We start from the raw sequence: 25,016 nt of genomic DNA, 5'->3' as shown, positions 1-25,016 counted from the left end.
GGCCAGCATAGCAAAACGGGAGCGTCGGGAAAGGTGCCCCGAAGCGCCGTGCTGTGGTGGCACATTAGGTTGGATAACAGCGTCGCCGGCGAGTTCCCGCGTCGGCGACTGGACAGAGAGGTCGGCACATGCGCGCAGCCCAGGTCAGCAAGTTGGAAGGGCCCGAAGCGGTCGAGATCGTGGAGATCCCGGAGCCCGCTGGCTATCCGGGGGGCGTTGTCATCGACGTGCACGCGGCCGGGGTGGCATTTCCCGATGTGCTGATGACGCGCGGGCTCTACCAGATGAAGCCCGAGTTGCCTTTCGTCGTCGGCGGCGAGGTGGCGGGCATTGTTCGGGAGGCGCCCGACGGCGCGCACGTCAAGGCGGGCGACCGGGTGGTCGCGCTGACGCTGCTCGGCAATGCCATGGCCGAAGTCGCCGTCGCGCCCGCGCAGATGGTGTTCCGCTTGCCGGACAACGTTTCGCTGGAGGCCGGGGCTGGCATCCTGTTCAACGACCTGACCGTGCATTTCTGCCTGCGTAACCGCGGCAGGCTCGCCGAGGGCGAGACCGTGCTCGTGCACGGCGGTGCGGGCGGCATCGGCACCTCGACGCTGCGGATGGCGGCCGCGCTCGGCGCCGGCCGGGTGATCGCGGTGGTCAGCACCGAGGAGAAGGCGGCGGTGGCTCGCGCCAACGGCGCGACCGATGTGGTTCTGACCGATGGCTGGCTCGCCGCGGTCAAGGAACTGACCGGTGGCCGCGGTGTGGACATCGTGATCGACCCGGTGGGCGGCGATCGCTTCACCGACAGCATCCGGTCGCTGGCCTCGGCGGGCCGACTGCTGGTCGTCGGTTTCACGGCGGGCGAGATCCCCACGGTCAAGGTGAACCGGCTGCTGCTCAAGAATGTCGAGGTGACCGGCGCCGCCTGGGGCGAATGGGTGATGACGCACCCCGGTTACCTGACCGAGCAGTGGGATGAGGTCGAGCCGCTGCTCGCCTCGGGCAAGATCGCGCCGCCGAACCCGGTGCTCTATCCGTTGGAGCAGGCCGCGGCGGCGGTCGGTTCACTGGATAACCGCACCGCCACAGGCAAAGTCGTAGTCACCATCCGCTGATTCCGGCCCACCCGTCGCCCGACCGCCACCCCTCATAGAAACGCTGCGCGATGCTGGCCCGCCCGTCGCCCGACCGCCACCCCTCATAGAAACGCTGCGCGATGCTGGCCCGCCCGTCGCCCGACCGCCACCCCTCATAGAAACGCTGCGCGATGCTGTCTACTCGGGTACTGAACCGAACCCTGCTCTCCCGTCAACATCTGCTGGAGCGCTCGGCACTGACCGTGCCCGAGATGTGTGACCATCTCATCGGGCTACAGGCGCAAGACTCGACGCCGCCGTTCATCGGATTATGGAGCCGTATCACGGATTTCGATCCGATGACGGTGTCGGCGGGCCTCGACGACCACTCGCTGGTCCGCATCACGCTGATGCGCGGCACGATTCATCTGGTCACGCCACCCGATGCGCTGCGTATCGCACCGCATGTGCAGCCCGAGCTCGAAAAGGTCCCGTTCCGTAAGGGTTTCAACTTCGGCGCGATGGTCGGGCTCGATCCCGAGGAAGTCCGCGAGCGTGGCGAGGCTGTGCTCGGCGACGAACCGATGGCGACAGCGGACATGCGCGCGCAAGCGGCCGTGCTGTGGCCGGATCGGGACGCGGGCGCGGTCGTGCAGACCTGGCTGTATCAGTTGCCGGTGTTGCAGACCCCGCCGCGCGGGAAGTGGAAGGACAACAGCAGGCCGGTCTGGTCCCGGGTCGAGCCGTGGCTCGGTGCGCCGCTGGATCCGACGTATCCATTGGCGGAGTTGGTCTTCCGGTACCTGCGGGCGTTCGGTCCCGCCAGCACCATGGACATGCAGACCTGGTCGAAGTTGACCGGTATGAAGAAAGCGGTCGAGCAACTCGGCGACCGGTTGCGCACCTACACCGACGAGCGCGGCCGCACCCTCTACGACGTAGCCGACGGTGAGCTTGCCGATCCGGATCTGCCCGCGCCGGTTCGCTTGCTGGGCTGGTACGACAATGTCGTTCTCTCGCACCAGGATCGGACCAGGATCGTGCCCGATGGCGGGGCGATGCCGCTGCAGGCATTCGCGACCCAGGTGTCATCGGTCCTGATCGACGGCTTCCTCTCCGGTCTCTACAAGGTCTTCCTGGAGAAAGGGCTGGCCAGGTTGCGCATCAGCCCGACCCGGCCGTGGTCGGCGTCGGAGCGGGCATCGGTCGAGGCCGAGGCGCACGCGCTGCTCGCGTTCCTGGAGGCCGACAGGGAGCCACGCGTCGAGATTCTCGATATGGGCGTCGACCTGCGGCCATAATCCGAATCATCGAGCCAGGTCATCGGCAGATGCTTCAGCGTAGGCAGCCGCTCACGCCGGGTCGAGCGGTAGGCGAGGCAGCCCCGCCTACCGCTCGCCGGCGTAGCGGTAGGCGGGCGCCTTGGCGGTGCCGGTGGGGGTCAAGGTGCGCAGCAGCGGCAGCGCGCGGCGCGGGATCACCGTCGACAGCACGATGACGCTGTGTGAGCGCACTACCGAGCTGGTCCGGTCGATGCTCAGCAAGACCGATTGCAGGCCAGCGTGCGAGTCGGCGCCGATCCGGCACAGCACATCACCGGATCCCGTGGTCGCGTATGCCTCGAGCACACCGGGAATCGCCTCGAGTTCCGCGGCCACGGTGTCGAGCGCACCCTGCGCGATCTCCAGCGTGACGAAAGCCTCGACATCGAAACCCGCTGCGGTGACGTCGATTTGCGGGTCATAGGAGGCGATGACACCGGATTCCTCCATCCGCCCGATCCGGGACTGGACGGTGGCCCTCGCGACCTTGGTGCGGCGCGACAGCTCGAGGATGCCCGCCTTCTGATAATCGTGCATCGCGGTCAGGATGGCGAGATCGAGTTCGTCGAGTTTCGCCGGCGTGTGCGACATGTCGGCCTCCGTTCGTGGCGCTGTTGTGCTCGGTGATGCTATTCAAATTGTCCAGCATCTTGGGTGACTTGCTAGCCGAATTCGCCAGAGTGTCTATCGAAATCCGCCGCTATTGCCTACCGGGGGTGGTGACGATTTCCTTGGATCATGACCATCGATAACCTGCCGTCCCGGCCGGCCGCTAGCGACCGCTTGCGGGTCGCTCGAAACGACGAGCCCCGGCCGACCGACGGTGAGCTGCGCAGGCTCGTCGGACTGGTGGAGCACGACGACAGCGTCGACCCGTTCCCCGTCATCGGCTGGGATGCCCTGGTCTGGGTGGTCGGCAACGCGACGCAGACCGCGCACTTTCTCGAGTCCGCCTTCGGTATGCGACTGGAGGCTTATTCGGGACCGGAGACCGGTAACCGCGACAACAAGGCGTTCGTGCTGCGCAGCGGCGGCGCCCGGTTCGTGGTCACCGGCGCGGTCGACCCGGACAGCGCGCTTGTCGCCCACCATCACCGGCACGGTGACGGCGTCGTCGATATCGCGCTCGAGGTGCCGGATGTGGACCGATGCGCCGAATGGGCGCGCACCCACGGCGCGACGATTCTGGTCGAACCACACGATGAGACAGACGAATTCGGTACGGTCCGCTCGGCCGCGGTGGCCACCTACGGCGAGACGCGGCACACGCTCATCGATCGTTCCAAGTACTACGGGCCCTACCTGCCCGGCTACGTCGCTCGCCGCTCCAACTATCAGCCGCGCGCGGGCACGCCGGTCCGTTTGTTCCAGGCGATCGACCATGTCGTCGGCAATGTCGAGCTCGGCATGATGGACCAGTGGGTCGACTTCTACCGCCGCGTCATGGGTTTCACGAACATGGCCGAATTCGTCGGGGACGACATCGCGACCGAATATTCGGCGCTGATGAGCAAGGTCGTAGCCAATGGCAATCACCGAGTGAAGTTCCCGCTCAATGAGCCCGCCGCAGGCAAGAAGCGTTCGCAGATAGACGAATACCTCGAGTTCTATCGCGGGCCGGGCGTGCAGCACATCGCGCTGGCCACCAGTGACATCCTCACCTGTGTCGACACCCTGCGCCGTGAGGGCGTCGAATTCCTCGAGACGCCGGACACCTACTACTCCGACCCCGAACTGCGCGCCCGCATCGGCCATGTCCGCGTGCCGGTCGACCAACTACAGCGCCGCGGCATCCTCGTCGACCGCGACGAAGACGGCTACCTGCTACAGATCTTCTGCAAGCCCATCACCGACCGCCCGACCGTCTTCTTCGAGCTGATCGAGCGACACGGCTCCCTCGGCTTCGGCAAGGGCAACTTCAAAGCCCTGTTCCAAGCGATCGAACGCGAACAGGAATCCCGAGGAAACCTGTAGAACGCACGCACCACGGAGCGAGTCTTACGAGCGACGTTCGCTTCCGAGTAGTCGAAGCGCATGCGCCGAAGTCGCGAGTCTCGACTGCTCGGAAGCGAACCTTCGGGGCCGCGAACACGCAGCGCCGCAGGCGCTGCCAAAAGATTCAGTAGAGTTCACGGCATGCGGATTCCGTCGGCAATCGTCATCGGCACAACCTTGGCGTTGGCACTGTCGGCATGCGGTTCGAGTGGCGACTCCGATTCGTCGGATACGCCGCTTCGTCCGCCGCCGAAGGTCGCGACATTGGGCCCGCATGCCGGTGAGTGCGGCCACGTCACAGACAACGAGATCCGTGACGCCGCAGGCTTGTCGCAGATCTCGCGGGTGTTCAAGAACTCGGTCGGTTGCAATTGGGAGTCCGCGGGGCAGGGTTCGACGAGCGTCACCTTCGCCTCGTATCGGGGCAGCCCCATCGACCGGGAAAAGGCGTGGGTGACCACCCAGGGGCGTGGTGTGGAAAAGATCGAGGTCGGTGGCCGTGTCGGGTTCCAGGCCCTCGAACCGAACAGTTCGGTGTGTGATCTGGCTGTACAGCTCGACGACGATTTCTTCGAGTGGTCGATGTCGTTCGGACTGTTCGCCGCGACAGGCAATCCGTGCGACCGGATGCGTAAGCTCGCGGAGCTGACCGTGCAGCGGTTGCAGTGAGGGAGAACGCGATGAAACTTCGTGCTGGTTCGACAGCTCGTGGCCTGGTCGCCGTGCTCGCGGCGCTCGGCGTCGCCGTTTCGGTGTCCGGCTGCGGCGCCACTGTGCCTGGTTCGGCGCATCCGGCGGGTTCGGGGACGGGATCGTCGGTCAACACGAATTTCGACAAACTGCTGCGCGAGTGCGATGTCGTCTCGATGGATCAGATCGGCAGTGCGGTCGGTGACGGCGCGTTCGCCTCACCGTCTTTCTATGGCGCGGTGTGCATGTGGGATGTGATCAGTGCGCCCGGCGGTAGCGCCATGGTGACCCTGAACTGGTACGAGGTCGGCTCACTGAACAATGAGAAGACCAACAACGACAAGCTGGGCTACCTCACCAACAACATCACCGTGCAGGGGCAGCGTGCGCTGCAGACACACCGCCCCAACGATCCCGACTCCTGCGGTGTCAGCGCCAGCGCGGCCGATACCGGTGTGATCGGTTGGTGGATCAACTATCGCCCCGGTTCCAGTCACCCCGATCCGTGCGTCGGTGCGCAGAAACTCGTCGAGCTCACCCTCAACCTCGCCAGGTAGGCTTGCCCCCGAACTCCTTCGGCGTGGTGGTTACCCACCCCACTTTGACCCTGTGTCGAGACCACGGGTATCGTGGATCGCTGTGCCCGGAAGCATACGGGCAAGTTCGTGCGTGGATGTAAGCCAGCGAAAGCGGCTGACCTTCCCGGCGTGCCCGGAAAACCGGTCCTGCTTCACGTGCGACACACCCGACCTCGGGACGCGTGAAAACGCGGCTGAACTTGCGGGTGAAGGCTCGATGACAAAGACATTAAGTGCCAGACACCGCGTTAACTAATTCAAGGAAAGCCGGTCTATGCCAACCATCAACCAGCTGGTCCGCAAGGGTCGCCGCGACAAGGTCACCAAGACCAAGACCGCGGCTCTCAAGGGGAGCCCGCAGCGCCGTGGCGTGTGCACTCGCGTGTACACCACGACCCCGAAGAAGCCGAACTCCGCGCTGCGTAAGGTCGCGCGTGTTCGCCTGACCAGCGCGGTCGAGGTCACGGCCTACATCCCGGGCGAGGGCCACAACCTGCAGGAGCACTCGATGGTGCTCGTTCGCGGCGGTCGTGTGAAGGACCTTCCCGGTGTCCGCTACAAGATCATTCGCGGCTCGCTCGACACCCAGGGTGTGAAGAACCGCAAGCAGGCCCGCAGCCGTTACGGCGCCAAGAAGGAGAAGAGCTGATATGCCACGCAAGGGCCCCGCACCCAAGCGTCCGCTGATCAACGATCCGGTTTACGGGTCGCCGCTGGTCACTCAGCTGGTCAACAAGATCCTCATGGACGGCAAGAAGTCCACTGCCGAGCGCATCGTTTACGCCGCGCTGGAGCAGGCGCGCGAGAAGACCGGTACGGACCCGGTCGTCACCCTCAAGCGTGCGCTCGACAACGTCAAGCCCGCCCTCGAGGTGAAGCCCCGCCGCGTCGGTGGCGCCACCTACCAGGTGCCGGTCGAGGTGCGGCCCGGCCGCTCCAACACCCTGGCGCTGCGCTGGCTTGTCAGCTACTCGCGGGCTCGCCGGGAGAAGACCATGGTCGAGCGTCTGGCCAATGAGCTCCTCGATGCCAGCAACGGCCTCGGTGCTTCGGTGAAGCGTCGTGAGGACACCCACAAGATGGCCGAGTCGAACCGGGCCTTCGCGCACTACCGCTGGTGACGTCTGCCCGGCCCGTCGTTATCGGGCCGGGAGGCACAGCAGGATGCGGCACTTACCCGCCGCTTGCTGCGTTGACATAGAGACGACCACAGGGTCGTCCCCGAAAATTCCATCTAGCTACGAGCGGGGAAGATTTCCGTGGCACAGGACGTGCTCACCGACCTGAACAAGGTCCGCAACATCGGCATCATGGCCCACATTGATGCGGGCAAGACGACCACTACCGAACGCATCCTCTTCTACACCGGTATCACCTACAAGATCGGTGAAGTCCACGATGGCGCAGCCACCATGGACTGGATGGAGCAGGAGCAGGAGCGTGGCATCACCATCACCTCCGCGGCTACCACTTGCTTCTGGAAAGACAACCAGATCAACATCATCGACACCCCCGGGCACGTCGACTTCACCGTCGAGGTGGAGCGGTCGCTGCGCGTGCTCGACGGCGCCGTTGCGGTGTTCGACGGCAAGGAAGGCGTCGAGCCGCAGTCCGAGCAGGTGTGGCGTCAGGCCGATAAGTACGACGTGCCGCGTATCTGCTTCGTCAACAAGATGGACAAGCTCGGTGCGGACTTCTACTACACCGTGCAGACCATCAAGGACCGTCTCGGCGCCAAGCCGTTGGTCATTCAGTTGCCGATCGGCGCCGAGGACACCTTCGAGGGCATCGTCGACCTCGTCGAGATGAACGCGAAGGTCTGGAAGGGCGAGACCAAGCTCGGCGAAGAGTACGAGGTTGTCGAGATCCCGGCCGACCTCGCCGATCAGGCCGAGCTGTACCGCCAGGAGCTGCTCGAGACTGTCGCCGAGTCCGACGAGGCGCTGCTCGAGAAGCACTTCGGTGGCGAAGAGCTCACGATCGACGAGATCAAGGCCGCCATCCGCAAGATGACGGTCAACTCCGAGCTCTACCCGGTGCTGTGTGGTTCCGCGTTCAAGAACAAGGGCGTTCAGCCCATGCTCGACGCGGTCATCGACTACCTGCCCTCGCCGCTTGACGTGGAGGCCACCACCGGCCATGTTCCCGGCAAGGAAGACGAACTGCTGACCCGCAAGCCGAGCGTCGACGAGCCGTTCTCGGCGCTGGCGTTCAAGATCGCGGTGCACCCGTTCTTCGGTGAGCTCACCTACGTGCGCGTGTACTCGGGGCAGGTCGCCTCCGGTGCCCAGATCGTCAACTCGACCAAGGGCAAGAAGGAGCGTCTGGGCAAGCTGTTCCAGATGCACTCCAACAAGGAGATGCCGGTCACGACCGCGTCTGCCGGTCACATCTACGCCGTGATCGGTCTGAAGGACACCACCACCGGTGACACCCTCAGTGATGCGCAGAACCAGGTCGTGCTCGAGTCCATGACCTTCCCGGACCCGGTCATCGAGGTCTCGATCGAGCCGAAGACCAAGTCCGACCAGGAGAAGCTCGGCACCGCGATCCAGAAGCTGGCGCGCGAAGATCCGACGTTCTCGGTCAAGCTCGACCAGGAGACCGGCCAGACCGTCATCGGCGGCATGGGCGAGCTCCACCTCGACATCCTCGTCGACCGCATGCGGCGCGAGTTCAAGGTCGAGGCGAACGTCGGCAAGCCGCAGGTGGCCTACCGCGAGACGATCACCAAGAAGGTCGAAAAGCTCGAGTTCACCCACAAGAAGCAGACCGGTGGCTCCGGCCAGTTCGCGAAGGTCATCATCGCCATCGAGCCGTTCGTCGGCGAAGATGGCGCGACCTACGAGTTCGAGAACAAGGTCTCCGGCGGTCGCGTTCCGCGCGAGTACATCCCTTCGGTGGACGCCGGTGCGCAGGATGCCATGCAGTACGGTGTGCTCGCGGGCTACCCGCTGGTGAACCTGAAGCTCAGCCTGCTCGACGGCGCCTACCATGACGTCGACTCGTCGGAAATGGCCTTCAAGATCGCGGGCTCGCAGGCCCTGAAGGAAGCGGCCCGTAAAGCCGGTCCGGTCATCCTGGAACCGCTGATGGCGGTTGAGGTGATCACGCCCGAGGATTACATGGGCGATGTGATCGGCGACCTGAATTCCCGCCGTGGCCAGATTCAGGCTATGGAGGAACGCAGTGGTGCCCGTGTCGTCAAGGCGCTGGTTCCGCTCTCGGAGATGTTCGGTTATATCGGTGACCTGCGGTCGAGGACCCAGGGCCGGGCGAACTACTCCATGGTGTTCGACTCGTACGCGGAGGTTCCGGCCAACGTGTCGAAGGAGATCATCGCCAAGGCAACCGGCGAGTAAGACCTCGATCGGGGCAAGTGCAAGACTTGCCCCATCAGGTCCTACGGGGCAAGCGATTGCCCCCGCCGGGAGTCAGTACGACCCCCTTTTAACCGCACTGCTGCAACTGCACGCACCAACAAGTCCAGGAGGACACCACAGTGGCGAAGGCGAAGTTCGAGCGGACGAAGCCGCACGTCAACATCGGCACCATCGGTCACGTCGACCACGGCAAGACCACGCTGACTGCAGCGATCACGAAGGTGCTGGCGGAGAAGTTCCCGGATCTGAACGCGGCGTTCGCGTTCGATCAGATCGACAAGGCTCCGGAGGAGAAGGCTCGTGGTATCACGATCAACATCTCCCACGTCGAGTACCAGACGGAAAAGCGCCACTACGCGCACGTCGACGCTCCGGGTCACGCTGACTACATCAAGAACATGATCACCGGCGCGGCCCAGATGGACGGCGCCATCCTGGTGGTCGCGGCGACCGACGGCCCGATGCCGCAGACTCGCGAGCACGTCCTGCTCGCCCGTCAGGTCGGTGTTCCTTACATCCTGGTCGCGCTGAACAAGTCCGACATGGTCGACGACGAGGAAATCCTCGAGCTCGTCGAGATGGAGGTCCGCGAACTGCTGGCCGCCCAGGAATTCGACGAGGACGCGCCGGTCGTGCGTGTTTCCGGTCTGAAGGCGCTCGAGGGCGACCCGAAGTGGACCGAGTCGATCATCGAGCTGATGAACGCGGTCGACGAGTCCATCCCGACTCCGGTTCGTGAGACCGACAAGCCGTTCCTTATGCCCGTCGAGGATGTGTTCACGATCACCGGTCGTGGCACCGTCGTCACCGGTCGTATCGAGCGTGGCATCGTCAACGTGAACGAGGAAGTCGAGATCGTCGGCATCCGCGAGAAGGTCACCAAGACGACCATCACCGGTATCGAGATGTTCCGCAAGCTGCTCGACAACGGCCAGGCGGGCGACAACGTCGGTCTGCTGGTTCGTGGCATCAAGCGTGAAGATGTCGAGCGTGGCCAGGTTGTCGTGAAGCCGGGCACCACCACCCCGCACACCGAGTTCGAGGGCCAGGCGTACATCCTGTCCAAGGACGAAGGCGGCCGCCACACGCCGTTCTTCAACAACTACCGTCCCCAGTTCTACTTCCGTACGACTGACGTGACGGGCGTTGTGACCCTGCCCGAGGGCACCGAGATGGTTATGCCCGGTGACAACACCGAGATGACCGTCAAGCTGATCCAGCCGGTCGCCATGGACGAGGGCCTGCGCTTCGCGATTCGTGAGGGTGGCCGCACCGTCGGCGCCGGTCGCGTCACGAAGATCATCAAGTGATTCGCTGAATCGCTGAAACAGGCGGCGCCGTCCCGAAAGGGGCGGCGCCGCTTGTGTTTTCGTTGGACCGCGACGATTCGGAGGATTCATGGCCAAGAAAGCACAGCGGGTCGAGCTGGACGTCACCGAGGGCACGCTCGAGCACGGGCTGCCCTACCTGGCGCTCGGCTCGGGGCGGCCGCTGGTATTTCTGCGCTGGTTCACACCGGACCACGCCAATCCACGCGGCTGGCTGCGCGACTCGGAGATCAGGACGCTCACGCCGCTGGCCGCGCGCCGCCGGGTCTACGCGGTGAACAGGGCGCCCGGCATGGCCGAGGGCACCACGATGGCCGACATCGCCGCGCAGCACGCGAAGGCGCTGCGGGCCGAATTCGGTGGGCCGGTAGACGTTCTCGGTGTGTCATCGGGTGGTTCGCTTGCGCTACAACTGGCGGTGGACCATCCCGAAGCGGTGCGCAGGCTGGTGATCGCCTCCTCGGGTTACCGACTGGAGGACCATGCGCGTGAAGCCCAGCTGCGCTATGCGATCGCGGCCGCCGACGGGCAGCGCGCACTGCACCACATGGCTCCGGTCGCCGCGTCCTCGCCGATCCTCGGACGCCTTACCGTGGCGGCCATGTGGCTGATCGACCCGTTGGCGCGCCCGAAGAATCCCGCGGATGCCCTCGCCTTCATCCTCGCTGAGGACGCTTTCGATCTCACCGGCCGCCTCGCGGAAATTTCGGCGCCGACCCTGGTTATCGGCGGTGACCGCGATAGTGCTTATGGCACAGCGACTTTCCGTCACACCGCCGACGGAATCCCGAATTCTCGCCTGATCATCTACCCAGGAACTGGCCATATGGGCGCGATCAAGCACCCGCGCTTCGCCTCCGACATCGCCGCCTTCCTGGATGCCGCCTGATATAGGAAGCGTGGCCGAGCCGGGCGAGTGCGGCCGCCCACGCGGTGGCATGCCGCTACCAGACTTCAGCGTGGGTCAGCCGAGCTGTGTCATACCCGCGGCGACGACCTGTGCCACATTGAAGAGTTCGTCGGCGGTCGGCAGCGGCAGGCCGTCCAGTGCGTGCAGACGGTCGGTGCTCGCGATCGCGAACATGGCCGAGACCCAGGCGGCAGCGCAGGCCCGCAGGGTGCCCTGTTGAACCGGCGTCGGTGCGCTCGCCTGTAGAACTCGGGCGGTGACATCGAGCAATTGGTCACGCAAGTGGCGCAATTGGCGACGGACGTCAGGATGGGTATCGGCCTCGCGCCACATGATGACGCGCAGTACCGAGGAATGATTGTCGCGCAAATTGAGCGCGGCGTCGAGATTGACCAGGCTCGCGGCCGGATCGCCCGGTGTGACCACCGCGCCGATGTCGTCGATCGGATGATGGGGCACCCGTTCGGCCATCAGTGCGGACAGGATCGAATTCTTTGTCGGGAAGTAATAGAAGACGAGCCCCTTGGGGACGCTCGCGGCTCCGGCGATAGCTGCGGTCGCCGTCGCATCGAATCCCTGTGCCGCGAAGAGCTTTTCGGCCGCGTCCAGGATGAGTTTCCGGGCATCGCCGTCCACCTTGGCGCTACGGCGACGCCCAGCTCGATGCGGTTTCGGCATCTGCATCAGTGGTGCGGAACCATGTCGTGCAGACGCGCCGACATTGCCGGCAGCGCCGCGACCGCGACCACTACCGTCACGATCCCGACTACCCATGCGGTCCAGGACGCGCCGCGGAACCCGGTGAAATCCATTGCCCATGGGGAAATGAACAGCAACGCGCCGAACAGCCCCATCGCGTAGTCCGTGGCATCGATGGCGGGTCGGTAGATCTGTACGAGTCCGGTGAGAGCGATGAGCACGCCCAAGATGATCAGCGACCACTGGCCGTTGTTGTTCGTCTCCACCCAGAGCGGTGACAGCGCGGCAAAAACTCCCAATATGACGGCCAGGTAGTCCTGTGTGCGACTTCCGGTGAACATGGTGAGCCTCCTCAGGTATGGAATGTTCTCCACCTCCGATTCAACTCTGATTGACCGCCCGATCAATATCGATACGGATACGATTGAGCACCGATCGTCTCTTGTTCTTGCTGTAGCACCAGTTAGGGTGAGCTGCGTGTCACCTTCAGTTACGGATGCCAAACCGACCGGGCGAATGCCAGGCAGCACCGAAGGAGAGGCCGCATGAACGGGCCGATCGTGATTGTCGGCGCGGGGCTCGCGGGCCTGCGCACCGCCGAGGAACTGCGCCGCGCGGGATACGAGGGTGAACTGATCCTCGTCGGCGAGGAGTCGCGGCTGCCCTATGACCGCCCGCCGTTGTCCAAGCAGTTCGTGCGCGGCGAGACCGACGACACCACGCTGCGGCCCGAAGAATTCTTCGTCGAGAAGCGGATCGATCTGCGACTGAACACCGCGGCCATCGGGGTAGATCCCGCGGCGCGGCAGGTGCGGCTCGCCGACGGCGGCAGGCTCGATTACGCCGAGTTGATCATCGCGACCGGCTTACAGCCGCGCCGCCTGCCGGGGCTTCCCGTCCTGAAGGGCGTGCACGTACTGCGTGGATTCGCAGACGCCGCCGCGCTGCGGGCCGAATTGTCCGGTGCCGGTACAGCGCTCGTGGTCGGTGCCGGGTTCATCGGCTGCGAGCTCGCGGCCAGTTTCCGGGCGGGCGGGGTCGAGGTGGTGCTGATCGAGCCGCAGCCGACGCCGCTGGCTTCGGTGCTCGGTGAGCAGGTCGGCGCGCTGATCGCCAGGATGCATCGCGCCGAGGGCGTCGACCTGCGCTGCGGCACCGGTCTCGACTCCTTTCTCGCCGACGACGCCGATCGGGTGCGTGGCGCGAAGCTGTCGGACGGCAGTGAGGTGCACGCCGACCTCGTGGTCATCGGTGTCGGCTCGCGTCCGGTCACCGAATGGCTCGCCGATTCCGGCATCGCCTTGGCCGAGCCGGCGGCAGGCGGCGGCGTCCTCGCCGATGAGGTCGGCCGCACCTCCGTCGAGAATGTGTGGGCGGTCGGCGATGTCGCCGCCTGGCTGCACGAGACCGGACATCGCAAACGCGTCGAGCATTGGACCAATGCGGGCGAGCAGGCGAAACTGCTGGCGTGCGCACTACTCGGCGCCGAACCGCCGACCGCGGCGCGGGTGCCGTACTTCTGGAGCGACCAGTACGAGGTGAAGATTCAGGCGCTCGGTACCCCGAGCGCCAACGACGAGGTCCATATCGTCTCCGACGACGGCCGCAAGTTCCTGGCCTACTACACCCAGGACGGCACCCTCACCGGCGTGGTCGGTGCGGGCATGACCGCACAGGTGATGAAGGTCCGCGCGAAAATCGCGGCGGGTGCCCCGGTGGCGGAGCTACTCGGCACCGGCTAATAAAATCGGCGCCTGTGATCGTCGCGCTCATCGATTCCGGCCTCGGGCTGTTGACCACGGCTGCCTGGGTGCGCAAGCTCCGGCCGGATGTGGACCTGTTGCTGCAACTGGATCCGGATGGCGCGCCGTGGGGTCCCAAGCCCGAGCAGTGGACGATCGACCGGGTGGTCGGTGCGGCCCGCACCTCGATCGAGTTCGGCGCGTCGGTGATCGTACTGCCGTGCAATACCGCCAGCGTCACCGCGCTGGAGCAGGTGCGCGCCGAGGTCGGCCCCGATGTGCCGGTGATCGGCACCGTGCCCGCGATCAAACCGGCGGCCGCGGTCTGCTCATCGGTGGCGGTATGGGCCACCGCGGCGACGACGGCAAGCCGCTATCAGGCGGACCTGATCGCGAAATTCGGTGGGGAGGCCGATGTCGTCGGCGTCGCCTGTCACGGATTGGCGGACTCCATCGACGCGGGCGACCTCGTCGCGGCCAAGGAATCGATCGCGCGGGCCGCCGAGCTGACACCCGCCGACGTCGAGGGCGTAGTCCTCGGCTGCACGCACTACCCGCTGGTGATCGATGCGATTCTGGCCGCGCTTCCCGACGGTGTCCGCCTGTTCGACAGCGCGCAGGCCGTTGCCGCCCAGACGATCCGGCGGATGGACGCGCTCGGGCGACCGAGTACGGGAAATGGTGCGGTGCACGTGCTGAACAGTGGCCGTCCCGGTGATCTGCCCGCCAGCGCGGCTGCTTTCGATTCCGGCCGAGTGCTCGGCGCACATCTGCGACACAGCGCCATTCGACTCGACTAGTCGAAAAGCCCTACCCGAGAGGCTCGCTGATGACGCCAGTTGCCGAGACCGCTGCTCGAGTACGTGCGGCGCTGGCGGAGGTCGCCGACCCCGCCGACGCGATCCATCTGCGACGGTTCTTCAAAACCGCGCCGGGGGAGTACGGCGCGGGCGACGTCTTCATCGGCGTTCGGGTGCCCGCGACCCGCTCGATCGCGAAACGCTTTGCCACACTGCCACACTGCCGCTCACCGAGATCGACGTGCTGCTCGACAGTCCGGTGCACGAGGAGCGCCTCGCGGCGCTTGTCATTCTCAACGCCAGGTTCGCCGCGGCATCCAAGCCCCGTGCCTTCGACGACGAGGCCCGCGCCGCCATGGTGGAGCTGTACCTGGCCGCCGTTCACCGCGGCCGCGTGAACAACTGGGACCTCGTCGATGTGTCGGCGGAGAACATCATCGGCCCATGGCTGCTGGACAAGCCACGCGACCTGCTCTTCGATCTAGCCGCCGCGCAATCGCTGTGGGAGCGTCGAGTAGCCCTGCTGTCGAGCTTCGCCTTCATCAAAGCGGGCGATGCCACAACCACATTCGAGCTGAGCCGGCGACTGCTCACCGACCGCCGCGACCTCATTCAAAAGGCGCTCGGCTGGATGCTGCGCGAGATCGGCAAGCGGATCGATGAGCAGCTGCTGACCGAATTCCTCGACCAGCATGCGGCCGAAATGGGCCGCACCGCGCTGGGTTACGCCATCGAACGGCTCGACCCCGCGGTGCGTGCCCACTACCGCGCGCAGTAGCGGTGTCCGCTCAGAACTGGATTTTCAGGTGGTCGGTGACCGGCCGAGCCTGGCAGCCGAGGATGTAGCCGTTGGCGATGTCCTCGGGGTCGAGGATTTCGGAGTTCGCCATCTCGACCTTGCCCTCCAGCACCGTGCAAGCGCAGGAACCGCATTCGCCTTCCTGGCAGGAGTAGGGCACATCGAGCCCTTTGGCCAGCATGATGTCGACAAGGGTCTGCTTACGCGGCCAGGACATCTCGTGCACCTCGCCGTCGAGTTCGACCTCGACGGTGGCGGCGTCCGCGGCTTCCTCATCGCTGACCTCGGCCGGGACCTGATCGGCGAACGGATCTCCCGCAAGGGAATTGAACGTCTCGGCGTGCGTGCGCGTGCGCGGCACATCGAGCCGTGCGAGCGCGTCGTGCACGCGGTCCATGAACGGCTTCGGACCGCACATGAAGGCGTTGTAGCCGGCGTACGGGGACACCAGTGTGGCGAGTGCGTCCGGAGTCGGCAGGCCCTGTAGGTATTCCAGCCAATGGATCACGGTGAGCCGCTGTGGATGTTTGTCCGCCAGCTCGCGTAGTTCGGCGGCGAAGATGACCGATTCGTGGTCGCGATTGGCGTATATCAGAACGACCTTGCCGTTGCCACGTGCCAGCGCCGATTTCAGGATGGACATCACCGGGGTGATGCCACTGCCCGCGCCGAAGAGCAGCAGGTCATCGTCGAGGTTCTTGGGTGTGAAAACACCTGAGGGCGGCAGTACTTCGAGCTCGTCGCCCGCTTTGACGTTGTCGCACACCCAGTTCGACCCGTAGCCGCCGACGGTCCTCTTGATGGTGACCTTCGGCCGGTCGTCGGTGTAGGGCGAGCTGGCCAGTGAATAGCAGCGCGCCACCGAGCCGGTCAGGTCACTCGGTATGCGCAGTGTGAGGAACTGGCCGGGGTGGTAGCTGAAACGTTCGCGAAATTCTTCGGGCACGTCGAAGACCAGCGAGCAGGTGTCGATGGTCTCGGTGATGACCGCGGATACCCGCAGCACGACCGAGCGCGAGCCGTGCGGAACCTCAACGGTGGTCATGGCGTCCTCTCGAACAAAACTAGAACGTGTTGCAGTTTCATCGTACGTCGGTGTTCGGCTGCCGGACAAGCTGGGCCTCCAGACCGGCTACCAAGACCTCCATGCCGAAGTCATACGCATATCGTCCACGCAGGTCCGCCATGTATTTTGTGGCGCGCTCGACCACATCGGGCAATGCCATATCCGAAAGCGGGGAGCGATCCCTCGGGTTCACCCGGCTGCGACCGAACAGGTAGGTGTGGATCGTCGCATAGGCGGCGAGCACATTGCGGTCGGTGAAACCCGCTTCGAACAGGATCTCCATCACCGCGGCGATCAGGTCGAGTTGTTTGCCGAGCATCTGCTCGATCAGCACATCGCCGAGCCCGGGATGTTTGCGCAGCTTCTCATCGATCTGGTCGATGAGATCGCGCAGCCGCTGCTGCCACGGCCCGGATTCGGGCGGCGACTTGCGCACTCCGGTCAGCGCCGCGGTGGCGACGAGATCGAGCAGTTCCCGCTTGTCGGCGACGTAATAGTACGGCGCCATCGGTGAAACACCCAGTTCGCGCGAGAGTCGCCGCATCGACAGCTTCTCTACGCCGTCCGCGCGCACCACCCGCAGCGCGGCCTCGACGATCTCGGACTCCGACAGAGTGTTGCCGCCCCCGCTCGCCTGCATTCGTCCGACTCCCATGCCACCTCTACCACCGCGGGCATCGATCACCCGTCACGTCCCGTTCAGCTGCTTGCCACCGAAAGTCTAGAGCGCCGGACTCCGGGTGGGTTCGCCTGCGTGTGACTGGGCTCGTACTTCGCACCGCCCGGGATGGAGTGTCCACTGAGTGGGACGTTGCGCGCCTGATGAGCGCTGTCGGGCGAAGTCTGTCCCCAGCCCACGCAGGGCCGCAGCGAAGGCGGAGGTATGCCTGACTTGATTGATCATTAGAACTTGTTTCTTTTTGTCAGTGCATGACGTTATCGTGTGAGCGTGGCTACATCGGGTAGCCGCGAACACCGAATCGTCATCTCGGAGGTAGCTATGCCGGAATACGGATCGCTCGGACATACCGCTGACGATCGCTTGCGGGTCGCTCGAAACGGCGCCGACACCGATGCCACTGGGCCGATCGCAACGGTCGACGCGCGGTCGAACGAGGAAGCGCCGTTGGTGGAGGAGACCCTCATCGAAGAGGTTTCCATCGACGGTATGTGCGGCGTCTACTGAACGGCGGAGCGACCATGCTCGATCTCGATACTCGTTGGGAACTGCACCCGAGGGTAGCGCTGCGTCCGGAGTCGTTCGGCGCGCTGCTCTACCACTTCGGCACGCGCAAGCTTTCCTTCCTGAAGAACCCACAGATCCTCGAGATCGTGCGTTCGCTGCCCGCGCACGCCTCGGCGCGCACCGCGCTTCTGGCGGCGGGCCTCTCCGACAACCCGGCAGGCCCGTATGTGCGCGCGCTCGCGCAGCTGGCCGACTCGGACATGATCACCCCGTCAGCGCCCGGCAGCTCGCCGGAAGTGTTGCGGCACAGCGCACTCGCCGCACCCGTGGCGCAGGTCGTAGATTCGGATGCGGCGGTGGCCCCGGCCTCGACCGGTGCGGTGCGCTTGATCGATCGGTTCGAAACCGGTCTCGCCGCGCCGATTTGCCTTACCTGGGAACTCACCTACGCCTGCAACCTGTCGTGCGTGCATTGCCTGTCCTCCTCGGGCAGGCGCGATCCGCGTGAGCTGAGCACTGAGCAGTGCAAGGCGCTGATCGACGAGTTCGAACGCATGCAGATCTTCTACGTGAATATCGGCGGCGGTGAACCCACTGTGCGCCCGGACTTCTGGGAGCTGGTCGATTACGCGACCGCGCACCATGTCGGAGTGAAGTTCTCCACCAACGGAGTTCGCATCACGCCGGAGGTCGCCGCGCGGCTTGCCGCCAGTGACTATGTGGACGTTCAGATTTCGTTGGACGGCGCGGACGCCGAGGTCAACGATGCCGTGCGCGGACCGGGATCCTACGACATGGCGATCAGGGCGCTGGACAATCTGGCGGCGGCCGGATTCACCGACGCCAAACTGTCGGTTGTCGCGACCCGTCACAACATCGCTCAGCTCGACGAGTTCAAGGCGATCGCCGACAAGTACGGTGCCACACTGCGTTTGACCAGGCTGCGGCCATCGGGTCGCGGTGCCGACGTCTGGGACGAACTGCATCCACTGCCGGAACAGCAACGGGTGCTGTATGACTGGCTGGTGCGCAACGGCGACGGTGTGCTCACCGGCGACTCGTTCTTCCACCTTTCCGCGTTCGGCGACGCCCTGCCGGGGCTGAACATGTGCGGCGCGGGCCGGGTTGTCTGCCTCGTCGATCCGCTTGGCGATGTGTACGCCTGCCCCTTCGCCATCCACGAGCGCTTCATGGCGGGAAATGTGGTGGCGGACGGCAGTTTCCGCGCGGTATGGCAGGAATCGGAGCTCTTCGCCGAGCTGCGCGAGCCGAGCGGCGGTGGCGCCTGCTCCGGCTGCGCCCACTACGACTCCTGCCGAGGCGGCTGCATGGCGGCGAAGTTCTTCACCGGCCTGCCCGCCGACGGACCCGACCCGGAGTGTGTGCAAGGCTACGGCGAGGCGGCCCTCGCCGACGTGGGGCGGATGATCCCGCGCTCGTCGGTCGACCACTCGCGGCGCAGCGCGCCGCGCAAACCGGGTTCGCGCAAGTCGGGTCCGATTCCGCTCACGCTGTCGGTATCTCGGTCCGTCGTCACGCCGGAACGACGCCCGTCGCGCGCCTGCGACGAGAGTCCGCTGGGGTGACGCCGAGTCGTTAGCCAGAAGTGCGCTGCCATGTCACTCGGAGGTCGGTGCCGCTCGGGCGCCGGCGGAATTGCCGTCACGTTGCCGGGAGTCGAGATCGGTCGCCAGCGATCTTTCAGCAACATTCGACTATGGCGGTTGACGGTCGGCTGGGGCGGATTCGCATGGAATTCTTTCCTTTTTTCCGAGTGAATGATGCTTGCGCGCGAATCTCCGCCTAGCATGCCAAGAATGCGCAATGATCGCCTGCCCGACGGGTTCGGGGTACGGATCGATCCACGGGTACGCGCATACTCGGGGGGACGCATACTGATCGGGGGTTCGCCCACCCGGTTGCTGCGGCTTGCCCCGGAGGCCGCCGAGATGATCGGCGACGGGTACCTGGAGGTCACCGGCCCCAAGTCCGCCATTGTTGCCAGACGGCTGCTCGACTCCGGTGTCGGCAACCCGCGTCCGAGGCTGTTGCCGTCGCCGGAGGACGTGACAGTGATCGTGCCGCTGTACAACAACGCCGACGGTCTCCTCCGGCTGCTCGCGGCGCTGCGCGGACACAACGTGATCGTCGTCGACGACGGCTCGGATCAACCGGTGTGCATACCGAGCAACCGGGGCACCCGCTGCCGGGTGACCGTGCTACGTCACGACCACAAGCAGGGGCCTGCCGCGGCACGCAATGCCGGATTACGGGCGGCGACAACCGACTTCGTCGCCTTCCTCGACTCCGATGTCGTCCCGCGCAGCGGCTGGCTCGAGGTCATGCTCGGGCACTTCAGTGACCCGGAGGTCGCGCTTGTCGCGCCGCGGATAGTCGCGCTCGATCCGGAGTCCAACACACTGGCCCGCTATGAACACACCCGTTCCTCGCTCGATCTCGGCCGCCGCGAGTCGGCCGTACAGTCGCACGGGCTGGTGTCCTACGTTCCGAGTGCGGCACTGCTCGTGCGCCGCAGGGCCCTGCTTGCCCAGGGCGGTTTCGACGAGTCGATGCAGGTGGCCGAGGACGTGGACCTATGTTGGCGGCTGGAGCAGGAAGGCTGGCGGCTGCGTTACGAGCCCGCCGCGCACGTGGCGCACGACCATCGGATTTCCTTCCGCGCCTGGTTCGGTCGAAAGATGTTCTACGGCACCGGGGCCGCACCGCTCGCCGCGCGGCATGCCGGCATGGTGTCGCCGCTGTCGGTGCCGTCCTGGACGGTGGTCGCCGCCCTGCTGTTCGCCACGCTGTCGAGGTGGGGCCTGTTCGGTGGACTGATCACCCTCGTCACCGCGCTGGTGCGACTACGAAGGGTCTTCGCGGAACTGGACAACCCGACCAGGATCTCCGCCATCTACCTGGCGCGCGGATTCTTCGCGGGCCTTTGGCGTTTGGCATCGGCGATGTGCAGGCACTATTGGCCGGTCACCATGCTGGCCATGATCGCGTCGCGGCGCATTCGCCGCATCGCGGTGACCATGGCCGTCGCCGATGGCCTCGCCGACTGGTTCACCCACCGCGACTCGGGCGGGCTCGATCCGTTTCGCTACGTGGCATATAAACGGATGGACGACATCGCCTACGGCAGCGGGCTGTGGCTCGGCGCCTATCGCGCGCGCAGCCTGGAAGCCCTCAAACCCACTACGCCATCCAGCTGATCCGGACTCTTGATGCTGTGATGTTGATGTAGATGGTGGACACTCTGATCGTCGGCGGTGGCACGGCAGGCTGCGTACTCGCGGCCAGGCTGAGCGAAAATCCGGATCACACCGTGCTCCTGCTCGAGGCGGGCCCGGTGTGGGCCACGGCGGCGGAAATCCCCGTTGGCCTACTGGATGCCACTCACCTGCCGGTTGGGCCGGGATCGCCATGGCTGTGGACCTATCCTGTCACCCTCGCCTCGGATGGCCGAGGTGGCGAGGTCGCGGGAACCATTGTGCGCGGCAGGGTGATCGGTGGTTCCGGAGCGATAAACGGCAGCTACTTCGCGCGCGCGACCGCCGCTGACTTCTCCGCATGGAGCGAACGGCTCGGCAAGTCGAGCGCCTGGTCCTTCGACGAGGTACTTCCGATCTATCGGCGACTGGAGCACGATCACGATTTCGGTGACCGCCCCTGGCACGGCGCGACCGGGCCGATGCCGGTGCGCAGGACGGCCGCGCCGGTTGCGCTCAGTGTCGAGTTCGCCGCGGCCTGCGCGGCGGCGGGCATACCCGCGATCGCCGATCTGAACGCGCCGCAGGGAACAGGTCCCGCCGAAGGGGTCGCCCTCGTACCGTGCAGTGTCGAGGACGGCCGACGTGTCAGCACCGGATCGGCCTATCTGCTACCCGCGCTGTCGCGGCCCAATCTGACCGCGGTCGGTCGAACATCGGTGACCCGCGTCAGATTCGGTGGTACGCGCGCCATCGGCGTGGAGTACCTGCGTGACGGTGTCGTCGATACCGTGTCCGCCGATCGGATCGTGCTGTGCGCGGGGGCGATCGAATCGGCGGCATTGTTACTGCGTTCGGGCATCGGCCCCGCCGAACAGCTTCGAGCGCTGGATATTCCGGTGCGGCACCCCGCTCCGGTCGGAATCGGATTCAGTGATCATCCGGAGATCGGCGTCGAATACCGGCTCGATCACACGCTTCGGCCGCCGGACACGGTTCCGCTGGAATATGTGCTGAGTCTCGACGATATCGAAATCCGTCCCTATACCGTCGCGTTCACGCCGCATGTGCAACGGCTCGGGGTGGCGTTGATGCGGCCACACGCCGAAGGCGTCTTACGGCTGCGCTCGACCGATCTCGCCGCGACGCCGCATATCGAGCACCGTTATCTGTCCGCGGAGCACGATCGCGACCGCTTGCGGGAGGGTGTTGTCATCGCGACCGAATTATTGCGCGGGATATCGGCGGCGCGGGTATCCAACCCGATGCCGGAATCATCCGGCGCCGCCACCGATATGTGGCTGCGGGCGAATCTGGCTACCTCGCAACACCTGTCCGGTACCTGTCGAATGGGTCGTGCGGCCGACGAGCGCGCGGTGGTGGATGAGCTGTGCAGCGTGCACGGAGTAACCGGACTGTCGGTGGTGGATCTGTCGATTGTCCCGGTGCCGTTGAGCCGCGGTCCACAGGCAACCGCGGTGCTGGTCGCCGAACGCGCCGCCGACCACCTCGTTCGATGATGTGAAAGATGGATAGGTCATTGCGAGGTCCGAACCGGGTGTGCCCTGGCGGACAACCATCAAACCCCGCTGAACGATCGTCCAGAAGTTTTTAGGGGAAAAAGTTTCTTTTTATTAATGAAGCGCCTAGTGTTCGCAGCACATGGATCACATCCATGTGCTGTAGCGGACATTGCCGCGGTGCTCGCCCGCGTCGCGGCGACGGAGTTGGAGGAACGATCAAGAGCTAGGCGCAATCGCGGCGATCTGCGTTCGCCGCGGCGTTGACCCCGAATCACCGATCCCGTTTCACGCAATCTGTTCGGACCCCGCGCTGGCGACGCTGCCGCGTCCCGCGCTTTCGTCGAATCGCCCAAGTGCTGGCGTCTATGCCGTGCGCCGGAGTCGAAAGCCCCGGTGCGCAGGCTTATTGGTGCTGCCCAAAAGCATTCGGCCAGCTGCTGTTTCACAAACGAGGAGGCTCTGGTGCACGGTACGGAGTTGGGTGATTTCGGTGCACGGCCGGACGAGACCGCCCATGCCGCGGCGGTGCCGCCCGTGCCGTTTCCGCTCGCTCCCGCGCAGCTGGGGGTTTGTTACGCACGCCCGTCGATGTGACCTTCCATGAGGTGGCCGACGCCGATCCCCTCTCGGTGCCGATCGGCGCTCCGGTATTCAATACCCGTCTCTATGTGCTCGATTCGCGGCTACGGTCGGTTCCGGTCGGGGCACCGGGTGAGCTGTATCCGTCGGGGGTACAGCTCGCCCGGAGTTACCTCGATCGCCGTGGGCTGTCGGCGGGACGGTTCGTCGCCGATCCGTTCGGCGGGGCGCGGAGCCGGTCCGCGCCGGGCGGCCGGATGTACCGCACCGGTGATCTGGTGCGCTGGAGGTCCTCGGGTCGCCACACAGGTGGCTACCCGGTTGGCCGCCGATTTGGGCTGCCTGCTCGGAGTTCGCGAATTGTTCACCGCTACCACGGTGTCCGAGCTCGCCGAACTGATCGAGCGGGGCGGAAGGGACCGGCGGCGCGCCCGGTGTTGTGCTGCTGCGGGCACGGCAGCGGCCGCCGCTGGTTCCACTTTCTTCCGCGCAGCAGCGGATCTGGTTCCTGAACCGGTTCGAGACTTCCGGCGCGGGTTGCAATTTGCCGTTCGTGGTGCGCGCCATTCACTGTTCCAAGTCATGCTCGCGTTCGACAACGCGCGAGAAATCAAGCTGGAACTGCCTGACTTGTCGGTTGCCACCAGTACTCTGGACATCGGAGAGACCAAGTTCGATCTCCAGCTCGCGGTCGCGAAAGCTTCGTCGGTGCCGGACTCGAGGAAGGTCCGGCACCGACGGGGGTTCGTGCGGAATTCACGTACGCGACCGATCTTTTCGACGAAGCCACCATCGCGGACTACGCGCGATGGCTGGTGCGACTGCGGCAAGCGATCACGACCGACGCCGATCTGCCGGTAGGTGACCTGCCATTACCGGCCGCCGCTGGGCAGCGGCGGACGATCGCGCTCGGCCACGCCCCGCGTGTGGCGAGGGCCGCGGCTGTGGCCCCCGTGTTCGTCGCGGACACGGTACTCGTCGCGGATACGGCATGCGCTGCGTACGCCGCCGTAGCGGTCACCGACACCGCGTTGGTCGCGGACGCTGCATCGGACGCGGACGCCATGCTGGTTGCGGACACGGTGCTGGTCGAGTTCGAGGCCCAGGTACCCAGGACGCCCGAGATCGTCGCGGTGCTCGCACCTTCACGTACGCGCAGCTGTCGTCGCAGGTCAATCGTCTTGCCCGGGTGCTGATCGAGGTGGGGGTCGGTCCGGAGTCGCTTGTGGTGCTCGGGATGCGGTGTTCGGCGGAGTTGGTCGTCGGCGCATACGCGGTACTGACCGCCGGTGGCGCGTATGCGCCCGTCGATCCCGACCAGCCGACGGCTCGGATCGCGCACGTCGTCGCTTCGGCCCAGCCGGATTGCGTACTGACCGGATCGGACGATGGCTGGCGGACCGAATCCGATTCACGGTGCACGCCACGCACGCACCGATCGACGCGGCGAGCGCGGGGCCGGTGCCGATCGGAGGTTCGGTGCGCGAGAGCCAGGTGCTTGTGCTCGACGCACGGCCGCGGCCGGTGCCGGAAACCGTGGTCGGCTCGCCACCCGGCTCGGTGCGGTACTTGCCGAAGAGATCCCGGTCATCTGCTCGGCTGGTCGCTCGGCGGCGTGCTCGCGCACGCGGTCGCGATCCAATTGCAGGAACAGGGGCAGCGATCTCGTCTACTTCACCGCATCCCTCGACGACCCGACCGGAGCGACCGGCGCTTCGAGCTGGTCCGACGCCATCGACGGCACCGTGCACAACCACGCAGTCCAGTCCTCGCACTGGCACATGACCTCCGGGTCCGCCCTCGCCAGGATCGGCCATGTGCTGACCACGGTCTGGGCGAACGCCGACAACCACTAATGGAAGGTCCATCCATGAAAAACCCGTTCGACGACGATGATGCCCAGTTCTACGTCCTGATCAACGAAGAAGGCGAGCACTCCATGTGGCCGATCTTCGCCGCTGTCCCCGGCGGCTGGACCATCGCCTATGGCGCGGACGCCCGGACCGCATGCCTCGAATACGTCGAATCACACTGGCTCGACATGCGTCCCAACTCCCTGATCGCGGCCATGTCACCCGAAACCAACTGAATACGCGGGGCGCGCCGGCCACAACCCCTTACCGGCCGGTGCGCTCCG

Annotated in this window: 25 protein-coding genes and 3 pseudogenes; 23 read left to right on the top strand and 5 right to left on the bottom strand. The window is 65.4% G+C overall.

Annotation, left to right across the window (positions count from 1 at the left end; translation table 11 throughout):
* Positions 1-128 precede the first annotated feature (128 nt).
* Together ACLMAJ_RS03515 and ACLMAJ_RS03510 are read left to right on the top strand one after the other, a co-directional pair.
* Positions 129-1,103, top strand: coding sequence for an NADPH:quinone oxidoreductase family protein (locus tag ACLMAJ_RS03515; protein ID WP_412011969.1), 975 nt, complete (start codon positions 129-131; stop codon positions 1,101-1,103).
* A gap of 152 nt (positions 1,104-1,255) precedes the next feature.
* The gene (locus tag ACLMAJ_RS03510) at positions 1,256-2,365 is read left to right on the top strand and encodes a winged helix DNA-binding domain-containing protein (protein WP_412011968.1); all 1,110 of its coding nucleotides are present in this window, start codon (positions 1,256-1,258) and stop codon (positions 2,363-2,365) included.
* An 87-nt stretch (positions 2,366-2,452) separates the two neighbouring features.
* Here ACLMAJ_RS03510 and ACLMAJ_RS03505 read toward each other — a convergent pair whose 3' ends face one another.
* Positions 2,453-2,977 (bottom strand): Lrp/AsnC family transcriptional regulator, encoded by a 525-nt coding sequence (locus tag ACLMAJ_RS03505; RefSeq protein ID WP_412011967.1) that lies wholly within the window; start codon positions 2,975-2,977, stop codon positions 2,453-2,455.
* Between the two features lie 147 nt (positions 2,978-3,124).
* On the opposite strand from ACLMAJ_RS03505, the gene hppD reads away from it, so the two are divergent.
* The 8 genes from hppD to ACLMAJ_RS03465 all read left to right on the top strand — a co-directional run bounded on the left by hppD (position 3,125) and on the right by ACLMAJ_RS03465 (position 11,249).
* Positions 3,125-4,360 carry a 4-hydroxyphenylpyruvate dioxygenase gene (hppD, locus tag ACLMAJ_RS03500; protein ID WP_412011966.1) on the top strand — a complete coding sequence of 412 codons (1,236 nt, stop codon included), beginning with the start codon at positions 3,125-3,127 and terminating at the stop codon, positions 4,358-4,360.
* 162 nt (positions 4,361-4,522) lie between these two features.
* A complete protein-coding gene (locus ACLMAJ_RS03495) occupies positions 4,523-5,050 on the top strand; it encodes a DUF3558 domain-containing protein (RefSeq protein WP_412011965.1) in 528 nt (175 codons plus the stop codon).
* Positions 5,051-5,061: 11 nt separating this feature from the next.
* Complete coding sequence (locus ACLMAJ_RS03490) at positions 5,062-5,628, top strand: DUF3558 domain-containing protein (protein WP_412011964.1); 567 nt, start codon at positions 5,062-5,064, stop codon at positions 5,626-5,628.
* 295 nt (positions 5,629-5,923) lie between these two features.
* Positions 5,924-6,298, top strand: a complete 375-nt coding sequence (rpsL, locus tag ACLMAJ_RS03485; protein ID WP_067527016.1) for a 30S ribosomal protein S12 — start codon at positions 5,924-5,926, stop codon at positions 6,296-6,298.
* A gap of 1 nt (position 6,299) precedes the next feature.
* Positions 6,300-6,770 (top strand): 30S ribosomal protein S7, encoded by a 471-nt coding sequence (gene rpsG, locus ACLMAJ_RS03480; protein WP_330250547.1) that lies wholly within the window; start codon positions 6,300-6,302, stop codon positions 6,768-6,770.
* Positions 6,771-6,908: 138 nt separating this feature from the next.
* A complete protein-coding gene (gene fusA, locus ACLMAJ_RS03475) occupies positions 6,909-9,011 on the top strand; it encodes an elongation factor G (RefSeq protein WP_412011963.1) in 2,103 nt (700 codons plus the stop codon).
* A gap of 140 nt (positions 9,012-9,151) precedes the next feature.
* Positions 9,152-10,342, top strand: a complete 1,191-nt coding sequence (tuf, locus tag ACLMAJ_RS03470) for an elongation factor Tu (protein WP_412011962.1) — start codon at positions 9,152-9,154, stop codon at positions 10,340-10,342.
* 88 nt (positions 10,343-10,430) lie between these two features.
* Positions 10,431-11,249 (top strand): alpha/beta fold hydrolase, encoded by an 819-nt coding sequence (locus ACLMAJ_RS03465; RefSeq protein ID WP_412011961.1) that lies wholly within the window; start codon positions 10,431-10,433, stop codon positions 11,247-11,249.
* 75 nt (positions 11,250-11,324) lie between these two features.
* On the opposite strand, the gene ACLMAJ_RS03460 is transcribed toward ACLMAJ_RS03465, so the two are convergent.
* Complete coding sequence (locus ACLMAJ_RS03460; protein ID WP_412011960.1) at positions 11,325-11,948, bottom strand: TetR/AcrR family transcriptional regulator; 624 nt, start codon at positions 11,946-11,948, stop codon at positions 11,325-11,327.
* A gap of 5 nt (positions 11,949-11,953) precedes the next feature.
* Positions 11,954-12,310 (bottom strand): SPW repeat domain-containing protein, encoded by a 357-nt coding sequence (locus ACLMAJ_RS03455; RefSeq protein WP_412011959.1) that lies wholly within the window; start codon positions 12,308-12,310, stop codon positions 11,954-11,956.
* Between the two features lie 204 nt (positions 12,311-12,514).
* Between ACLMAJ_RS03455 and ACLMAJ_RS03450 the strand changes: the two genes are divergently transcribed.
* From ACLMAJ_RS03450 to ACLMAJ_RS03440, 3 genes and pseudogenes are all read left to right on the top strand, one after another.
* Positions 12,515-13,711: an NAD(P)/FAD-dependent oxidoreductase gene (locus ACLMAJ_RS03450; RefSeq protein WP_412011958.1), complete on the top strand. Its 1,197-nt coding sequence runs from the start codon at positions 12,515-12,517 to the stop codon at positions 13,709-13,711.
* Between the two features lie 14 nt (positions 13,712-13,725).
* Positions 13,726-14,511: a glutamate racemase gene (locus ACLMAJ_RS03445; protein ID WP_412011957.1), complete on the top strand. Its 786-nt coding sequence runs from the start codon at positions 13,726-13,728 to the stop codon at positions 14,509-14,511.
* Positions 14,512-14,540: 29 nt separating this feature from the next.
* Positions 14,541-15,289 (top strand): annotated as a pseudogene (locus tag ACLMAJ_RS03440) (DNA alkylation repair protein).
* A gap of 10 nt (positions 15,290-15,299) precedes the next feature.
* On the opposite strand, the gene ACLMAJ_RS03435 reads toward ACLMAJ_RS03440, so the two are convergent.
* Both ACLMAJ_RS03435 and mftR2 read right to left on the bottom strand, forming a co-directional pair.
* Positions 15,300-16,355, bottom strand: a complete 1,056-nt coding sequence (locus ACLMAJ_RS03435; RefSeq protein WP_412011956.1) for a 2Fe-2S iron-sulfur cluster-binding protein — start codon at positions 16,353-16,355, stop codon at positions 15,300-15,302.
* A 37-nt stretch (positions 16,356-16,392) separates the two neighbouring features.
* On the bottom strand, positions 16,393-17,031 hold the full coding sequence (gene mftR2, locus ACLMAJ_RS03430; RefSeq protein WP_412011955.1) for a mycofactocin system transcriptional regulator MftR2: 639 nt from the start codon (positions 17,029-17,031) through the stop codon (positions 16,393-16,395).
* Positions 17,032-17,463: 432 nt separating this feature from the next.
* Here mftR2 and mftA point away from each other — a divergent pair, with 432 nt between their 5' ends.
* The 10 genes and pseudogenes from mftA to ACLMAJ_RS03380 all read left to right on the top strand — a co-directional run bounded on the left by mftA (position 17,464) and on the right by ACLMAJ_RS03380 (position 24,968).
* Positions 17,464-17,562, top strand: coding sequence for a mycofactocin precursor MftA (gene mftA / locus ACLMAJ_RS03425; RefSeq protein WP_412012033.1), 99 nt, complete (start codon positions 17,464-17,466; stop codon positions 17,560-17,562).
* A gap of 14 nt (positions 17,563-17,576) precedes the next feature.
* Positions 17,577-19,148 carry a mycofactocin radical SAM maturase gene (mftC, locus tag ACLMAJ_RS03420; protein ID WP_412011954.1) on the top strand — a complete coding sequence of 524 codons (1,572 nt, stop codon included), beginning with the start codon at positions 17,577-17,579 and terminating at the stop codon, positions 19,146-19,148.
* A gap of 231 nt (positions 19,149-19,379) precedes the next feature.
* The gene (mftF, locus tag ACLMAJ_RS03415) at positions 19,380-20,780 is read left to right on the top strand and encodes a mycofactocin biosynthesis glycosyltransferase MftF (RefSeq protein ID WP_412011953.1); all 1,401 of its coding nucleotides are present in this window, start codon (positions 19,380-19,382) and stop codon (positions 20,778-20,780) included.
* 32 nt (positions 20,781-20,812) lie between these two features.
* Positions 20,813-22,297, top strand: a complete 1,485-nt coding sequence (gene mftG / locus ACLMAJ_RS03410; RefSeq protein ID WP_412011952.1) for a mycofactocin dehydrogenase MftG — start codon at positions 20,813-20,815, stop codon at positions 22,295-22,297.
* 465 nt (positions 22,298-22,762) lie between these two features.
* Positions 22,763-22,894: a hypothetical protein gene (locus ACLMAJ_RS03405; RefSeq protein WP_412011951.1), complete on the top strand. Its 132-nt coding sequence runs from the start codon at positions 22,763-22,765 to the stop codon at positions 22,892-22,894.
* Positions 22,867-23,178, top strand: a pseudogene (locus tag ACLMAJ_RS03400) (AMP-binding protein); the annotation flags it as partial. The gene ACLMAJ_RS03405 and the pseudogene ACLMAJ_RS03400, both read left to right, overlap by 28 nt.
* A gap of 516 nt (positions 23,179-23,694) precedes the next feature.
* Positions 23,695-24,075 (top strand): hypothetical protein, encoded by a 381-nt coding sequence (locus ACLMAJ_RS03395; RefSeq protein ID WP_412011950.1) that lies wholly within the window; start codon positions 23,695-23,697, stop codon positions 24,073-24,075.
* Positions 24,069-24,224, top strand: a pseudogene (locus tag ACLMAJ_RS03390) (AMP-binding protein); the annotation flags it as partial. The gene ACLMAJ_RS03395 and the pseudogene ACLMAJ_RS03390, both read left to right, overlap by 7 nt.
* A 43-nt stretch (positions 24,225-24,267) precedes the next feature.
* Positions 24,268-24,735: a hypothetical protein gene (locus tag ACLMAJ_RS03385; protein WP_412012035.1), complete on the top strand. Its 468-nt coding sequence runs from the start codon at positions 24,268-24,270 to the stop codon at positions 24,733-24,735.
* A gap of 14 nt (positions 24,736-24,749) precedes the next feature.
* Complete coding sequence (locus ACLMAJ_RS03380) at positions 24,750-24,968, top strand: MbtH family protein (protein WP_412012032.1); 219 nt, start codon at positions 24,750-24,752, stop codon at positions 24,966-24,968.
* The last annotated feature ends 48 nt before the right edge of the window (positions 24,969-25,016 follow it).

It is taken from the genome of Nocardia arseniciresistens (genome assembly GCF_046764875.1).
Classification (GTDB): Bacteria; Actinomycetota; Actinomycetes; order Mycobacteriales; family Mycobacteriaceae; genus Nocardia; species Nocardia arseniciresistens.
Note: the sequence above shows the minus strand (reverse complement) of the source record. Positions and strands in the feature narration are given on the sequence as shown.

Coding starts and splice junctions, on each gene's coding strand:
- ACLMAJ_RS03385 (WP_412012035.1), top strand. CDS start 24,268: ATGGCTGGCGGACCGAATCCGATTCACGGTGCACGCCACGCACGCACC.
- ACLMAJ_RS03505 (WP_412011967.1), bottom strand. CDS start 2,977: ATGTCGCACACGCCGGCGAAACTCGACGAACTCGATCTCGCCATCCTG.
- mftG (WP_412011952.1), top strand. CDS start 20,813: ATGGTGGACACTCTGATCGTCGGCGGTGGCACGGCAGGCTGCGTACTC.
- mftC (WP_412011954.1), top strand. CDS start 17,577: ATGCTCGATCTCGATACTCGTTGGGAACTGCACCCGAGGGTAGCGCTG.
- ACLMAJ_RS03515 (WP_412011969.1), top strand. CDS start 129: ATGCGCGCAGCCCAGGTCAGCAAGTTGGAAGGGCCCGAAGCGGTCGAG.
- hppD (WP_412011966.1), top strand. CDS start 3,125: ATGACCATCGATAACCTGCCGTCCCGGCCGGCCGCTAGCGACCGCTTG.
- rpsG (WP_330250547.1), top strand. CDS start 6,300: ATGCCACGCAAGGGCCCCGCACCCAAGCGTCCGCTGATCAACGATCCG.
- ACLMAJ_RS03490 (WP_412011964.1), top strand. CDS start 5,062: ATGAAACTTCGTGCTGGTTCGACAGCTCGTGGCCTGGTCGCCGTGCTC.
- ACLMAJ_RS03450 (WP_412011958.1), top strand. CDS start 12,515: ATGAACGGGCCGATCGTGATTGTCGGCGCGGGGCTCGCGGGCCTGCGC.
- ACLMAJ_RS03380 (WP_412012032.1), top strand. CDS start 24,750: ATGAAAAACCCGTTCGACGACGATGATGCCCAGTTCTACGTCCTGATC.
- ACLMAJ_RS03455 (WP_412011959.1), bottom strand. CDS start 12,310: ATGTTCACCGGAAGTCGCACACAGGACTACCTGGCCGTCATATTGGGA.
- ACLMAJ_RS03495 (WP_412011965.1), top strand. CDS start 4,523: ATGCGGATTCCGTCGGCAATCGTCATCGGCACAACCTTGGCGTTGGCA.
- mftR2 (WP_412011955.1), bottom strand. CDS start 17,031: ATGGGAGTCGGACGAATGCAGGCGAGCGGGGGCGGCAACACTCTGTCG.
- ACLMAJ_RS03460 (WP_412011960.1), bottom strand. CDS start 11,948: ATGCCGAAACCGCATCGAGCTGGGCGTCGCCGTAGCGCCAAGGTGGAC.
- ACLMAJ_RS03465 (WP_412011961.1), top strand. CDS start 10,431: ATGGCCAAGAAAGCACAGCGGGTCGAGCTGGACGTCACCGAGGGCACG.
- ACLMAJ_RS03435 (WP_412011956.1), bottom strand. CDS start 16,355: ATGACCACCGTTGAGGTTCCGCACGGCTCGCGCTCGGTCGTGCTGCGG.
- ACLMAJ_RS03510 (WP_412011968.1), top strand. CDS start 1,256: ATGCTGTCTACTCGGGTACTGAACCGAACCCTGCTCTCCCGTCAACAT.
- rpsL (WP_067527016.1), top strand. CDS start 5,924: ATGCCAACCATCAACCAGCTGGTCCGCAAGGGTCGCCGCGACAAGGTC.
- mftF (WP_412011953.1), top strand. CDS start 19,380: ATGCGCAATGATCGCCTGCCCGACGGGTTCGGGGTACGGATCGATCCA.